Origin of the sequence: Hymenobacter montanus (assembly GCF_014699115.1) — a bacterium.
Taxonomy (GTDB): Bacteria; Bacteroidota; Bacteroidia; order Cytophagales; family Hymenobacteraceae; genus Hymenobacter; species Hymenobacter montanus.
Map to the genome: position 1 here is coordinate 54,318 of NZ_JACXAD010000015.1, position 13,564 is coordinate 67,881.

9 protein-coding genes are annotated in these 13,564 nt (G+C 60.6%); 6 read left to right on the forward strand and 3 right to left on the reverse strand.

Annotated elements, in window-relative coordinates; translation table 11 throughout:
• Nucleotides 1-106 precede the first annotated feature (106 nt).
• The gene (locus tag IC235_RS13905; RefSeq protein WP_191005791.1) at nucleotides 107-919 is read left to right on the forward strand and encodes a M48 family metalloprotease; all 813 of its coding nucleotides are present in this window, start codon (nucleotides 107-109) and stop codon (nucleotides 917-919) included.
• 267 nt (nucleotides 920-1,186) lie between these two features.
• On the opposite strand, the gene IC235_RS13910 is transcribed toward IC235_RS13905, so the two are convergent.
• A complete protein-coding gene (locus IC235_RS13910) occupies nucleotides 1,187-1,822 on the reverse strand; it encodes an LON peptidase substrate-binding domain-containing protein (protein WP_191005792.1) in 636 nt (211 codons plus the stop codon).
• 142 nt (nucleotides 1,823-1,964) lie between these two features.
• On the opposite strand from IC235_RS13910, the gene mtgA reads away from it, so the two are divergent.
• The 4 genes from mtgA to IC235_RS13930 all read left to right on the forward strand — a co-directional run bounded on the left by mtgA (nucleotide 1,965) and on the right by IC235_RS13930 (nucleotide 9,267).
• Nucleotides 1,965-2,729 carry a monofunctional biosynthetic peptidoglycan transglycosylase gene (gene mtgA, locus IC235_RS13915; RefSeq protein WP_191005793.1) on the forward strand — a complete coding sequence of 255 codons (765 nt, stop codon included), beginning with the start codon at nucleotides 1,965-1,967 and terminating at the stop codon, nucleotides 2,727-2,729.
• 2 nt (nucleotides 2,730-2,731) lie between these two features.
• The gene (locus IC235_RS13920) at nucleotides 2,732-3,202 is read left to right on the forward strand and encodes a YybH family protein (protein WP_223847301.1); all 471 of its coding nucleotides are present in this window, start codon (nucleotides 2,732-2,734) and stop codon (nucleotides 3,200-3,202) included.
• Between the two features lie 413 nt (nucleotides 3,203-3,615).
• A complete protein-coding gene (locus IC235_RS13925) occupies nucleotides 3,616-5,586 on the forward strand; it encodes a T9SS type A sorting domain-containing protein (RefSeq protein WP_191005794.1) in 1,971 nt (656 codons plus the stop codon).
• 672 nt (nucleotides 5,587-6,258) lie between these two features.
• Nucleotides 6,259-9,267, forward strand: coding sequence for a T9SS type A sorting domain-containing protein (locus IC235_RS13930; RefSeq protein ID WP_191005795.1), 3,009 nt, complete (start codon nucleotides 6,259-6,261; stop codon nucleotides 9,265-9,267).
• A gap of 35 nt (nucleotides 9,268-9,302) precedes the next feature.
• Here the strand turns inward: IC235_RS13930 and IC235_RS13935 are convergent, their stop codons facing one another.
• Entirely contained in the window at nucleotides 9,303-10,430 is a 1,128-nt protein-coding gene (locus IC235_RS13935) for an App1 family protein (protein ID WP_191005796.1), read from the reverse strand.
• Between the two features lie 400 nt (nucleotides 10,431-10,830).
• On the opposite strand from IC235_RS13935, the gene IC235_RS13940 reads away from it, so the two are divergent.
• Complete coding sequence (locus IC235_RS13940) at nucleotides 10,831-11,940, forward strand: DNA topoisomerase IB (protein WP_191005857.1); 1,110 nt, start codon at nucleotides 10,831-10,833, stop codon at nucleotides 11,938-11,940.
• A 37-nt stretch (nucleotides 11,941-11,977) separates the two neighbouring features.
• On the opposite strand, the gene IC235_RS13945 is transcribed toward IC235_RS13940, so the two are convergent.
• Nucleotides 11,978-13,528 carry a hypothetical protein gene (locus IC235_RS13945; RefSeq protein ID WP_191005797.1) on the reverse strand — a complete coding sequence of 517 codons (1,551 nt, stop codon included), beginning with the start codon at nucleotides 13,526-13,528 and terminating at the stop codon, nucleotides 11,978-11,980.
• Nucleotides 13,529-13,564 lie beyond the last annotated feature (36 nt).

Consider the following 13,564-nt stretch of genomic DNA (forward strand, 5'->3'; position numbering starts at 1 on the left):
GGGCAGAATAACCCGGGCCAGGGGGGTGCGTTAAATGCTCATCCATGAGGTTCCGTGGTGCCGAGCCGTGGCTACCCTGGTTTCCTCCTTAACTACTTTCCTGTCTATGCGTCTTAATCTCCGCTTCATTATTGCCCTTATCGTGGCCGCAGTATCTCTTTTTGGCTACTATTTCAACACTTCCAAGAACGAGGTGACTGGCGAAACCCAGCACGTGAACATGAGCGCCGACCAGGAAATAGCCTTGGGCCTGCAAGCCGCGCCGGCAATGGCGGCCCAGTACGGCGGGGAGAGCCCCGACGCCCGGGCCGCCGCCGCCGTGCGGGAGGTGGGCCAGAAGATTATTGCCAGCACCAAGGCGGGCCAGACTCCCTACAAATTTCAGTTTCATTTGCTGGCCGACGACCAGACCATCAATGCGTTCGCGCTACCGGGCGGGCAGGTGTTCATCACCCAGGGCCTGCTGAAAAAGCTGACTTCCGAGGCCCAACTGGCCGGGGTGCTGGCCCACGAAGTCGGGCACGTGGTGGGCCGGCACTCGGCGGCGCAAGTGGCGAAAGCAAACCTAACCCAGGGCCTGGCCGGCGCGGCAACCATTGCCTCGTACGACCCCGACAGCCCCGGTAGGTCGGCCGCCAAAGCGGCGGTAGCCGCCGCCATTGCCAAGGTTATTGGCCTACGTTTTGGCCGCGAAGACGAGTTGGAGGCCGATAAACTGGCCGTGGACTTCACCCCTCAAGCCGGCTACGACCCGCGCACCATGATTCAGGTAATGCAAATGCTGGCGCAACAAGGTGGCCGCAGCGCCACGCCCGAGTTTTTGAGTACCCACCCCGACCCCGGCAACCGAATCAGCTATTTGCAGCAAGAAATTGCCGCCCAGTTTCCGCAGGGCGTACCCGCCGGGCTGAGGAAATAAGGACCACGGATTCGCTCGGATTTTTCGGATTACACGGATTTTGTGATAGGCGCGAATAATCCAGCCGGTCGTCCTAATTAGCTAATATCAACGCAAAAGGAAAGGCCTCTTAATCAGGTGGCTTTTCTTTTGTTTTGAGTTCTGTGTTGGTTTAGGTGCAAAGCCAAACCCTGATGAATTGTCTACAAAATCCGTGTAATCCGAAAAATCCGGGCGAATCCGTGGTCCAAAATCCGTGTAATCCGAAAAATCCGAGCGAATCCGTGGTCAGAAGTTAGGTGGGGTCAGGTTTTTGAAATGACCATTCAGCCGTACCCGCTCTTTGAGGCGCTCGGTTTCGAGCACCACGGGCAGAATGGTATCGAGGTGGTCGCGCACGATTTCCTGGCGTTCCTGCTCGCTGGTGGTGGCCAGCAGCTGGTACTCCTGCTCGGTACTGAAGCCGATGTGGTGGCCGACGTCGAAGATGCTGTATTCCGGGTCCAACTCCAGGAGGAGCTTGCGCAGGCCGAGGGCTTCGTACAGTTGGCGAACCTGCTGGGTGATGATTTCGCGCAGCAGGGGGTCGGCCTCGTTGTCCTGCACTACGTCTTCGACTTGGCCCCCCGCGTAGAGCTTGCCGGGCGCCTGGCGGTAGAATTTGTTGATGCGGAACACGCCCACGGCCTTGGTGCGAATGTCCAGCTCGCCGCTCGCATAGGTTTGCTCCACGCTCAGCAAGCGCATTTCGGTGCCCAGCTCGCTCAGGGAATTGTCGAGGTAGGGGGGAATGCCGAAAGTGCTGTCTTGCTCGATGCACTCGCGCACCAGCTGGCGGTAGCGGGGCTCAAAGATGTGCAGGTTAAGCTTTTCGCCGGGGAAAACGACCAGATTCAGCGGAAACAGCGGTAACAAGCGGGACATGGCAACAGAACAAGTAAAAGGGAAGGTAACCGAAGGCCCAACAAGTTGAGTACCCCGTTGGATTTGGCGGCATCGGGTGGGAGCCGGACGGAAAGGTAGGAGGGAAAGGCGAAAACGTACGGGGCGCGCTATTTTTGCCGCAATGGCTATTTCCGCGCGCTTCCCCACTCTTTCCGTTCTCCTTAAAAAAAGCGCCCGGCTGCTGCTGCAAGTGGTGGCGGCCCTGGTGTTAGCGTCGGTGGCGTGGGTCCTGATTTACCGTTGGGTGTCGCCCCCGGCCACCTGGCTGATGCTGGACCGCCGCGCCCACCCCCCCGTGGGGCGCGGCTACTATGGCATTCAGCCCGCCCCGCGCCACATCCGTTACCAATTCCGCACGATCGACGAAGTGGCGCCATCCGTGCCCCTGGCCCTGGTGGCAGCCGAAGACCAACGCTTCCTCATCCACCACGGCTTCGACTTCGACGCCCTGACCCGAGCGGCCAAGCGCAACTGGAACGGCGACGGCACCCACATCGTGGGGGGCAGCACCATCTCGCAGCAAGTAGCTAAAAACGTGTTTTTGTGGCAGGGCCGGAGCTATGTACGCAAGGCGGCCGAAGCGTATTTTACGGTACTGATTGAGTTTATGTGGAACAAGCGGCGCATCATGGAAATGTACCTGAGCGTGGCCGAAATGGGCGACTGCACCTTTGGCGTCGAGGCCGCCAGCCAGCGCTACTTCGGCAAATCGGCCAGCCAGGTGAGCTCAGCTGAGGCTGCGCTGTTGGCCGGGGTGCTGCCCAATCCGCTACGGTTCCGGGCCTCCAACCCGGGGCCGGTAGCGCGGGCCAAGCAGCAGCGGGTGCTGCAAAACATGCGCCGCTTGGGCGGGGTAACCTACGTGAACACGCTTATTAGCAAATAGCCATGGCTCACCGGCATTCTAAGGGGTGGATGGTACTGGCTGGCCTGGCCCTGCCCGCGTGCGTTGCACTGCGCCGCCCCGGGCCAGCGGGCCGCCCGGACGAAACCGCGGCCGCCATTCGGAGCGTACTCACTACGCAAACCGCCGCCTGGAACCGGGGCGACATTCCCGGGTTTATGCAAGGCTACTGGCAGTCGGATTCGCTGGTGTTCATCGGCCGCCGGGGGCCCACCTACGGCTGGCAAGCCACCCTGGCCAATTATCAGAAAAACTATCCGGATGCCGCCGCCATGGGCCGGTTGGACTTCAGCGGCTTGCGGGTGACGCTGCTGGCCCCCGGCGCCGCGCAGGTGGTGGGGCACTGGCACCTGGCCCGGCCGGCGGCGGGAGATTTACAAGGGTATTTTCTGCTGGTGCTGCGGCAGATTGATGGAAAATGGGTCGTGGTGGCCGATCACACAAATAGCCAGTAAATACCCCGCCCAAGTGCCCGTGCCCTGGTAGCCGTCAAAAGTGTGGTCCCATTGAGTCGATGGAGGAACAAGTCAGGGCGGTGGCTGCTCGTGTGAATCGATTACTCCCCACCCGCGCGGCGTTGCTCGGCGGGATGGGTTCGATTGCTTCTGGCTACTACCTGGCACAACAATTGCAAAACCATATGTAGAGCCGGATTAACTGGCTCGCCTCACTGTAGAGGAGCAATCCGAATTAGCGGCTCGGTTCCCGCTGGGAGTACGCCATCCTTTTTTTGGAGAGGGTAGTGCCTTTATGGATAATGCTGTAGTAGCGTTGAGGTTAAAGCCGCTAGCTGGCCTTAGTTGAGCCCTATATGGGGATGTATTTTTTCTTTTCTTCCCTCACCAACCTTTTTTCACCCTTACAACTCATGAGACAACCTTACACTGCATCCTGGCGGATGCTGGCCCTTACTACCCTGTTGGGCCTTGGCAGCACGGGCGTTTTTGCGCAGACGCTGAACTATACCACGGCGGGAGCCTCCAACGTGGCCGGTACCTACACCGATCTGGGCCCGGCAGGCACGGTCATTACAACCCCTAATAATGATGACGCCAACTCGGCCCCGACGCCCATTGGGTTCACGTTCAATTTCAATGGCACGGCTTTCACCAGTTTCGTGCTCAACACCAACGGCTTTATCAAGCTGGGAACGGTCGCGCCGGAGCCGCGGAATTTTTTTGCGGGGTGGCAGTCGATAGCCGGAGGACCCCTAAACGCGGAAGCCGAAACGAACCTGCTGCTGCCGCTAAACCTTGATCTGGCTGGAACGGCGACGACCGAGTATCGGGTGGCGACGAGTGGGCCGGTGGGGGCCCGGGTAACCACCGTGCAGTGGAAAAACGTGACCGACTTTGATAACTCGCCAGCAACTAGCCGGGCAATATTTGGGAACATCTCGTTTCAGATTAAGCTGTATGAAACCTCGAACCGGATTGAATTCGTGTATGGCCCAGGAACCTCAAGTAACGACGGCAGGCTTTTTAAGACCATTGGCGTCGGCATAAAAGGGTCAGGCAATACTGCTACCACCGCGGTTTTAGTGAACAAGCCCGAGGGGTATACGTGGAATAAGGCCTTGTTCCAGGCGGGCCGCTATAGGTCAACTGACGTTTTCGGTACGGTTAGGGTCTTTGCGTTCAACATGAGCTGCCCTAACCTCCCGGATGCGGGCCGTACGTTTCGCTTCGAGCCGACCGCGCCTCTCGACGCCGCAGTTGACGCTGTGTACGCGCTGGGGAAAACGCCGCTCAGTCCGCAGGCCGTCCGGGCCATGGTGCGCAACGTGGGCACTTCGGCGCTCACCAACCTGCCCGTGACGCTGAACGTGACGGGGGCCACTACCTTCGCGAACACCCAAATAGTAGCATCCCTGGCGCCTGGCGCGTCGACCCTGGTTACCTTCGCCGCCTTCACGCCTGGTACTACCGGGACGAATACGCTCACGGTTACCGTGCCGGCAGATGGTATTACAGCGAATAACTCGCGTGCTTACTCCCAGCAGGTCGAAGCTACTACGTTCGCCGTCGCCGACCCTACCATCCCCGCCATCACCAGCGGACTTATTGAAAACGTGGGAGGACGGGGCAACGACGGGGCAGTTTTTGCCGTCAAGTACACGAGCAGTACTAGCCGCACGGTGACGGGTGTGCGGGTCATGATCGCCGATGATGACAATATTAACCTGCGTTACATTTATGCCACGCTGCTCAACAGCGCCGGCGCTATCATCGCCAGCTCTGCTCCCCTTCAATTGTCTTGGTCTGATGGAGGAAGTTATAAGACATTGACTTTTAACAGCCCAGTGACGGTTGCCGCCGGTGATTTTTACGTGGGTGTAGCCCGCGTAATATCCAATAATCCTTCAGCCGAGCGGTCATTCTATCCCATCGGCTTTCAGCGGGAAGTGCCGCTGCGGACCGGCACCTTCTTTAGAAGAACGCCCAGGGGCGACGATGGACCTAGTGAGCTAGTGGATGTAGCGCCGAATCAAGGGGCTAGCTTCTATGATCCTCTTTATCCAGGTGATATTGGTCGGTTTATGATCGAAGCAGTGACGACGACTACCCCCCTGAGCCGGTCGGCAGGGCTTGACCGGGCCGTATCCGTGTACCCCAACCCCAGCACGGGCGTGGTGAAGGTGGACGTGCGCGGGGCTAACGCCCCCGGCCAACTGAACGTACAGGTGCTAAATCTGCTAGGCCAGCAGGTCTACACCACATTGCTGAAGGACAACTTTACCAACGAGGTGAACCTCGCCGGCCTGGCTAATGGCGTGTATCTACTCCAGGTGCAGACCGGCGCGGCCTTCACCTCGCGTCAGGTAGTCATCACCCGATAGGGCAGTCCCTGTTTCCAGAGCCCCGCTAGCAAGGCCCACCGGTTGAGGTGGGCCTTGCTAGCGGGGCTCTGGCACGTTAAGCCGGGGCTGTAACCGTGGAGAGCCGGGAGCAAGATAGTGGCAGCCTATATATGGACGATTGAATCAGATGAGGTCTCATACGAGTTGCGGGTACTTAACACCGGCTGCGGTCCACGCCAGCACCTTGATGAAGACTCTTGCCGCCCGGACGTTATCCTTTGTTATTGATTGGTGAATTTGCAATGATAAATATGGATTTAACACAGATTTTGATACGAAGCTACTAGCTTTTCTTTGTATGGATAAGTGCTATTCCTGCCATAGGCCTGAGAAAATACCATTAATTATTTTGCTAGAAATTAGACAGTTGAAAATAATGAATGGCTGAATGGCTTTAAAAAAGATAAGTTTTTGAAAGTAGAAATAAAATAGTAATATTGGAACAACACAAACACAGTCGGATTTTTCAACGTTGCTTGGTATTTACTGTAAATAACTGATATATAGCGTGTAATAGCGATCACGCATTATCAAATCGATTTCATTCATTGTTCAATCCTACTGCATACCGCAACTATGAAAAGCGAATATTATCAACTTGAGAACTGGAGAGTCGGTACACAGAGGGCTAGATTCCTATTAACCAGTGCCTTGTTGTGGCTGATTAGTCACGTCGGATCTGCGCAAACCGTCACGCTGCCCATTGAGGTGCTCGGCGCGGAAGGCACCGTGGAAACCGTGACGGTCAACGTGCCCACCGGCAGCTTGGCCAGCGGGCTGTGGCTGCAAGTCAACAATTTGTCCTATGCCAATAAGGCCAGCGTCCGAATAAACGACGGTCCGTGGGTGAACTTGAATAACAGCACCGTGCGCTTTACCGAGCGCGAGCGTAACCTCGGCGGCATCGGCGGGGCTCGCGCCTTTTTCGGCACGATTAAGCTCACCCTACCCGTCGCGGCGGGGGCCGTGCGCAATGGCAATAACACGGTGGCCTTCCGCTTCAACAGCTCCGATGGGGTTTCGATTGGCTACCGCGTCCTCAAGCTCAACTTCGTGGATGAAGGAGGACGCAAGCTGGTGCCCGCCACCGCCTTCGTGGAGGATAATCCCGCCACCTGGGTAGCCCCACAAAACAATGCCGCCGCCATTGCGGCCGGTAAAACCCTGTGGGAAACGGCCAGCTTACGCAGCAGCTACCTGGCCAACAACCACGTGCTCAATGCCAAATGCGAGGACTGCCACGCTAAGAACGCCCGCGACCTGAAGTACTTCTCCTACTCCAACAAGAGCATCATTGAGCGGGTCAAGTTTCACGGCCTGAGCCAGGACCAGGGCGAGAAAATCGCCAGCTACGTTCGCTCCCTGAACATGAAACAGCCCGGCCGGCCCTGGAATCCGCCTTACCAGCCGGGCCCGGGACTAGAGTCGAAGCCCGTCGACGAATGGGCCGCGGGGGCCGGCATTGACGCCGTGCTCGACAACGACGAGGAGGGCTTACCTTACTTGTTTCCGAATGGGATCACGGCGGCCGGCTTTGACTTTACCGGCAAGTTTAATCCGCGCGAAATCCCCATCGGCATGATGCTGCCCGACTGGAAGCACTGGCTGCCGACCGTGCACCCGCTCGACCAGGGCGGCGGGGACTTTTCGGAGGTGGACCGGCTCTACAATAACCTGCGGAACAACCTGGCCACGAGAGGCCCGGAATACAAAATTGACCGGTTCGGCTTCGAATCCGGGTCAGCTAACTTCCAGGATGCGGTGGGTAGGTTCTCCGAATGGATTCCTCGTAATGGCAACAACACCAAGCAAGAGATTGAATCCATCTACTCTGCGCAGCTCTGGAAGCTGGTGAAGATGTGGGAGCTGCACCAGGAGTTTGCCCTCGAAGGCCTGGGCCAGCAGAAGCACGGCAACGAGGGCGGCGAGCCCCGCATGTGGCTCACGGGGGGCCATTATACCGCTTTCAGGGCCTCGCCCTTCATGCAGGGAATCGACAGTGGCGAGGGCCAAAACATGGTGGGTCACTCGGCGCAGAACAGCGAAGCCATTGGGAACATGTGGTATCATTTGCAACTGCTGCTTTCGCTGGGGGGGCGACGGCCAGGTGTTACCGGCATTCAGCCCTACGACTGGGGATACGCCTATGGCAAATTCAATGACCTGGCGAGCTATAACCACGAATCGGAGCTGATGCGCTTCTTGGTGCACGCCATTGCCGGCGTACAAGCGTCCAACAACGGGCTCAAACCCGGCGAACATACCCCCGGCAGCACGGATGCGCCGTTCGATTTCGCCTGGTCGCCACGAATCTGGGCGTTTGGGGCCTTTTACAACTATGCCAGTCGCAACGTGCTCTGGAAGAATACCTCTCCCGCCCTGCGCAAACAGATCATCGATGCGTATTTGGGCGCCGTGCTGCAACACTGCCGCCGGTGGACCCCCGCCGAGTACGTGCGCGACTCCGAGAACAACGAATCTTCCTGGCCGCCGTCGTCCTACCACCTGGGCGACTACCGACAGAATGGATCGGAGCGCCGGCGGGCACCGGATCAGCTCTACGAGGGATTGTCGTATTTCGCCAAGATCGGGGCTTCGTGCCAGCTGATCAACGGCCTCGTCGATTGGGCCCAGCAAATGTGGCCCAACAACGACTGGAGTGCCGTGCGCGTGCCCACCTGCACCGAGCAGCCGGCCACGGGCCCAGTGCTGACCGTGCTTTCACCCCAGGAGGGTGGCGTGTACAGCCCCGCCGAGGCCCTGACGTTGACGGCGCTAGCGGCCAACTTCCCCCAGCCGGTGGCCGCGGTGGAGTACTACGAAAACAACCGCAAAATTGGTCAGGGCACGGGCGCCAACTACGCCTTGACGCTCACCAACATCCCCACCGGCTACCACACGGTGGAAGCGCGCGCACGCGACACGAGCGGCACGAGTAAATCGCAAACCGTGCAGTTTTACGTGGGCGCCTCGACGTGCGCCGTACCGGGCACGCCCTTCGGCCCCGCGGAGGTGTTCGACGGCGACCCGTCAACCTTTATTCACCAACTCAACGTGAACGCCGTGGGGTTTGACTTGGGCATTGCCCAGCAAATCGGCGTCATTGGCGTGACCCCGCCGCAGCAAGACCGGGAAGCGTACGGCATTATCGGCAGTAAGATCCAGGGGTCGAACCAGAGCGCCACGGCCGGCTACGTGGACTTATACACCATCGACCAGGCCACGGCCGGGACAAATTACGTGGCCATTACGGGCACCACACCTTACCGCTATGTGCGCTTGCTCGCGCCGCCCCACGATGAGCATTACCAATGGCACCTGGCCGAATTTTCGGTCTGCCTCGGTACCCAAGGCCAGCCCATCGCCTTGGCCACCGGCCCGGCGCAGGTGAAAAAGGACCCGGTGGTAGACGTGTTTCCCAACCCGGTGCGCGATGGGCACGCCACGCTCCGTTACACACTGACCCAGGTGCAGCCCGTCGGCTGGATCTTGTACGACGCCCTGGGCCGGGCCGTGCAGGCGGCTGACTACCGCAACCAGGCGGCCGGCGCGCACACCCAGGCGCTCGACTTCGGGCAGCAGGCCCGGGGCCTGTACTTCCTACACCTGACCACGGGCACGCAAACCAGCAAACACAAGCTCCTGCTGCTCCAGCCCTAGGCCGAGCGGGCCCGGCACTGCTGGGCCCTAGTACTTCACTCATTACTTCCTTCCCAGGCGTTGGAAATCAGGCCCAGTTCCGCCGCGTGGGCCGCTGCCGTGGCGTAATCAGGTACCAGCAGCATGGGCACCTGCTCGCTGCTCAGCTCCTCGATTATCGGCCCGACGAGGGCGGCGCGGGCCGGCACCTGGACGTCGCGGATGTAGATGACGCGGATGCGGCCGGGGTGGCGGCGTACTACTTCGCGGTAGATACGGGCGTCTTCCTGGCCGCTGTCGCCGAGCAGCACGAAGGGCAGGTGCGGGTAGGTGGTGAGCAGGTCGTCGATTTCGTGCAGCTTGTGGGCGAAATGGATGGCGGCCGAGCCCGTAACGCCGGGCGGGGGCGTGGTTTTGGGGCGGATCACGCTCAAATCGCGCAGCAGCAGCGGGCCGGGGGGGATTTTATGAATGGCGAGAAACTCCTCGAGCACGTCGTATAAATTCCACGGGCTGCTGCTGACGTAGAAGAAGGGGTTGTCGGGCTGGCCGGTCCGGCCGCGTTGCAGGCGGCGGTAGAAGTCGGCCACGCCCACGAAGGGCAGCCGGGAATGCGCGTTGCTGAAGAGGGTACGCGCCAGCATTTTCAGCACGTTGGTCGCGCTGGTTTCGAAGACGGTGTCGTCGAGGTCGCTGATGACCCCGAACTCGGCGCTGGGCGGCGGCACCAGCACTTTAGCCGTGGCCTGAATGGCTGGTAAGGGCCCCCGAAAATGCGTTGGCAGCCGCGATACGCGCAACGGCACCGGATACCAGAGGTGGGCCAGCGGCGCGGGCAGGGCCTGGGGCTTGATGATGAGTGTGAAGTAGCCCTCGTCGTCGGTCGTGACCAGGTGTGGGCTGCCGTCGGGCAGCTCGGCCACAAGGTCGGCCCCGCCTACTTCGCGGCTGTTAAAGCGGCGCACCATGCTGCGGAAATTGCGCCAACGCGAGTCGGCCGCGGTTTGGGGTACCAGGCCGGGGGCAGCCAGCAGGCGGCCCTTGATGTAAAATATTGCGGCGGTGCCGTAGCTGCGGTAGGCGTCGAGCTGCAGCGGCCGCAGCCGGCCGTTTTGCGCCCAGAAGCGGGTGACCAGGTGGTCGGTCCATTCAGTGAGATAAGAGAGGGCCTTGAGCAGCTTCATGGGGCAAACCTACGGCTGGCGGCAAATAATGGCTGCGTCCCCCGAAATATGTACCGCCCCTCGTCCAACAGCGGCCCTTACCACAGCTGAGCCTGCATTTAAGAGGCTGTTTGCCTAAATAAAAACGGTCCTACTCTATCTGGCGTCTGCGGAGTCGAAGTATCTTGACTGCAGCAGTACTGCATTCGATTGGATTTACTCTCGTGGTAGAGAGGCTGCGACCAGCGGACGCTAGATAGAGCAGGACGTTCGCTTATTTTCCGGATAGGCTCTGAGTTTGATGTTGGGCCGGCCCGCGGTAGGATCGTTTTCCCGTGCCAGGCGAAGGGGGCCTGCTGGGCTCAGGGCTCACCCCAACCGGGGAATCCTGCGTAAGAAGACCCAACTATTCGTACCCTTGATGACTACTGCCGCCGCGCCCCGTCCCAAAACCCGCAAAAAGGCCCTTCTTCCGCAAGATGAAGCGCATATCGTGTACAAAGACCCTGCCCGTCAGGCCCAGATGGCCGGCCTGCGCTACGCCACCGACCAGGGGCCGGGCATTACGCGCAAGACCACCCGGGCGGGAAACTTCACTTACCACGACGCGCAAGGCCACAAAATCACCGACCCCCACATCCTGGAGCGCATCGCCAGCTTCGTGATTCCGCCTGCCTGGACGGACGTGTGGATTGCTGCCTCGCCCACCGCCCACTTGCAAGTGACCGGGCGCGACAGCCTGGGCCGCAAGCAGTACCGCTACCACCCGGCCTGGGACGAGATGCGCAGCCTGACCAAGTTTTCGCGGCTGCGCACCTTTGGCGAGCAGTTGGTGGGCCTGCGTGAGCAGTTGGAAAAAGACCTGCGCCGCCCCGGCCTGGACCACGACAAGGTGGTGGCGCTGGTGCTGACCCTGATGGATCAATCGTTCATTCGGGTGGGCAATAAGGAGTACGCCAAGAAAAACAAGAGCTACGGCCTGACTACGCTGCGTGACCGCCACGTGGCCATCAAGGGCGATGAGGTCCACTTTACGTTCGTGGGTAAAAAGGGGGTGGCGCACGACGTGACGCTGCACGATGCCCGGCTGGCCCGCCTGGTACGCAAGTGCAAAGAAATCCCCGGCCAGCACCTGTTCCAGTATTATTCGGCCGATGGGCAACGGCACCCGCTGGAGTCGGGCGATGTGAACGAGTACTTACAGCGACACACGGGCCTGGCGCTTTCGGCCAAGGACTTTCGCACCTGGGGGGGCACCGTGAAGATGGTGGAGTGCCTGGAGCGCGTGCTCGACGAAGAGCCGGATCTGGCGCCGGACAAAGTGGTAAAAAAGGCTGTGAAGGAAGTGGCCACCGGTTTGGGCAATACCCCGACGGTGTGTTCGAAGTACTACATTCATCCGCAAGTGGTGGAGCTGTTTAAGTCGGGCCGGCTGATCGAGTACTTGCGAAAACACGATGCCGAGCCGAACCCGGATGACCGGCTTTCGCCCATCGAGCGGTTGGTGCTGAAAACGTTGGAGCAGGCTTAGGGGCTAGGCCTGACCGTGCGCCAGGGTGGGGCTCCCTCTATTCCTTGGGCGGGCAGTTGTAAGCGTGCTTGGTGGGTAGACTGCCTTGTGAAAAATGGATGCCTTTGGTAGTCGTCTGGGCGCGCAGCTCGTCGGTGCCGGGCCCACCGTAGAGCCGGAGCTGGGGGCGGCTTACCTTTTTAGGGGCGTGATTCTCGATTACAAATACGTCGTCGCCGCCCAGGCCCTCCAACTGAATCCGCTGGGTTTCCGTCGGGAGGAAGCAGCGGCGGTAGGTGCGGGTGGTGCCCTGGGCCGCATAAACGGCCACCACGGTGGAGTCGGCATAGCGGTGCACCTCAAACCGTTCAGCCTCGGCCGTACCGCCCACCACGGGCCGGCGAGCCAGTTGTTCATACATGGCCGTGGCCAGTCTCGGTAGGGCGTCGCGGCGGGCTTTGAGCGCGTTAATGAGGCGCGGCCCCTCCAAGGCAAAGGCGGCGGGCGGCAAGCGACGAACCGCCCGGTCGATGAGCGTATCGGGCAGCTGCCGCTGCATTGCCCGGGCGGCGGCCCCGAACTGGATTCGCGTGAGCTGGTTCAGGCCCCGGGTATCCAGGTAGCGGCCGGACGATACCAGGCCCGGCACATTGCGGTAGCTCGGGCCAAACGTGACCCAGTGCCGTTGTATCACGTGCCCCAGCAGCCAGCCGAGCAGGCCATCGTCGAGGCGGTAGAAAACCATGTCCCGGTCTTTAGGCAAGGGAGCGAAGGTGGTCAGGCCGGTTTGGGACGATTCGGTTAGGGCCCAGCTCCATTGGCCGGCGTGGCGGTCCCAGTCGCCCAGCCAGCCGTCGAGCAGCCGGGCCCGGAGCAGCGCCGCTTGGTCGATGCGCTGGCTGGGATGAGCGAACACGGCCGCAAACGCTTCGCTGCTTTTCACAGTACGGGCATCGTCCAGGGCCGGCTGAGTGGGCGAAAGAGCGAATTTTTCTTCCAGGTACGCCAGTTGGCCGCGGAACAAGCGTAGCGAGTCCCCTTGAAAATCCGGGTCGTCGGCTCGCACATAGACCAAGCGGGGTGCGGCGCTGGGCACGCTGACGGCCCGCGACAGCGGGGGCACTACCAGGGCCCCGTACGGGTAAGTGGCCGAGACGTTATCGCGCAGGGCATTCACCAGGAAAGTGCCCCGCAACAGCTTGGGGGTGGCCCGGATGGGGTCCTTGTCGACCGTGCGTAGCACGTAGGTCTGGCCATCGGCCGCCGCCAAAGCCAGGCTCGTACTGTTGAAGCCGCCGCCTACTTTGCCGGGCTGCAGGCCACCGCGCCGGGCCTGGGCCAGGCTGAGCACGGCAACGGTAACCGGGGCGGCCCAGCTGCGGCGGTGATGCCGGCCCACCAGGACCTGGTACAGGCGGCTGGGCCGGGCGTATTGGCGGCCGGCGGTGGCGCCGCGCACGCTATCGGCCGTAGCGGGCAACCGGTAGGCAAGGTCCGCCTCGGGCCGGGCATCAGGCTGGAAAAAGTTTTTTCGGACGCAGCCAGTTCCCAGCAGCCCGCCGGCCAGAACCGCCAGAAGTTGAAAACAGATCGATAGTCGCAAGGGCATTAAAACAGGGTGAAACAGGAGGTCGGGCTCTCAGCA

Bases quoted from the DNA above. Each gene is read 5' to 3' on its own strand.
- IC235_RS13940 (WP_191005857.1), top strand. From the start codon at position 10,831: ATGACTACTGCCGCCGCGCCCCGTCCCAAAACCCGCAAAAAGGCCCTT.
- IC235_RS13945 (WP_191005797.1), bottom strand. From the start codon at position 13,528: ATGCCCTTGCGACTATCGATCTGTTTTCAACTTCTGGCGGTTCTGGCC.
- IC235_RS13920 (WP_223847301.1), top strand. From the start codon at position 2,732: ATGGCTCACCGGCATTCTAAGGGGTGGATGGTACTGGCTGGCCTGGCC.
- IC235_RS13910 (WP_191005792.1), bottom strand. From the start codon at position 1,822: ATGTCCCGCTTGTTACCGCTGTTTCCGCTGAATCTGGTCGTTTTCCCC.
- mtgA (WP_191005793.1), top strand. From the start codon at position 1,965: ATGGCTATTTCCGCGCGCTTCCCCACTCTTTCCGTTCTCCTTAAAAAA.
- IC235_RS13935 (WP_191005796.1), bottom strand. From the start codon at position 10,430: ATGAAGCTGCTCAAGGCCCTCTCTTATCTCACTGAATGGACCGACCAC.
- IC235_RS13925 (WP_191005794.1), top strand. From the start codon at position 3,616: ATGAGACAACCTTACACTGCATCCTGGCGGATGCTGGCCCTTACTACC.
- IC235_RS13905 (WP_191005791.1), top strand. From the start codon at position 107: ATGCGTCTTAATCTCCGCTTCATTATTGCCCTTATCGTGGCCGCAGTA.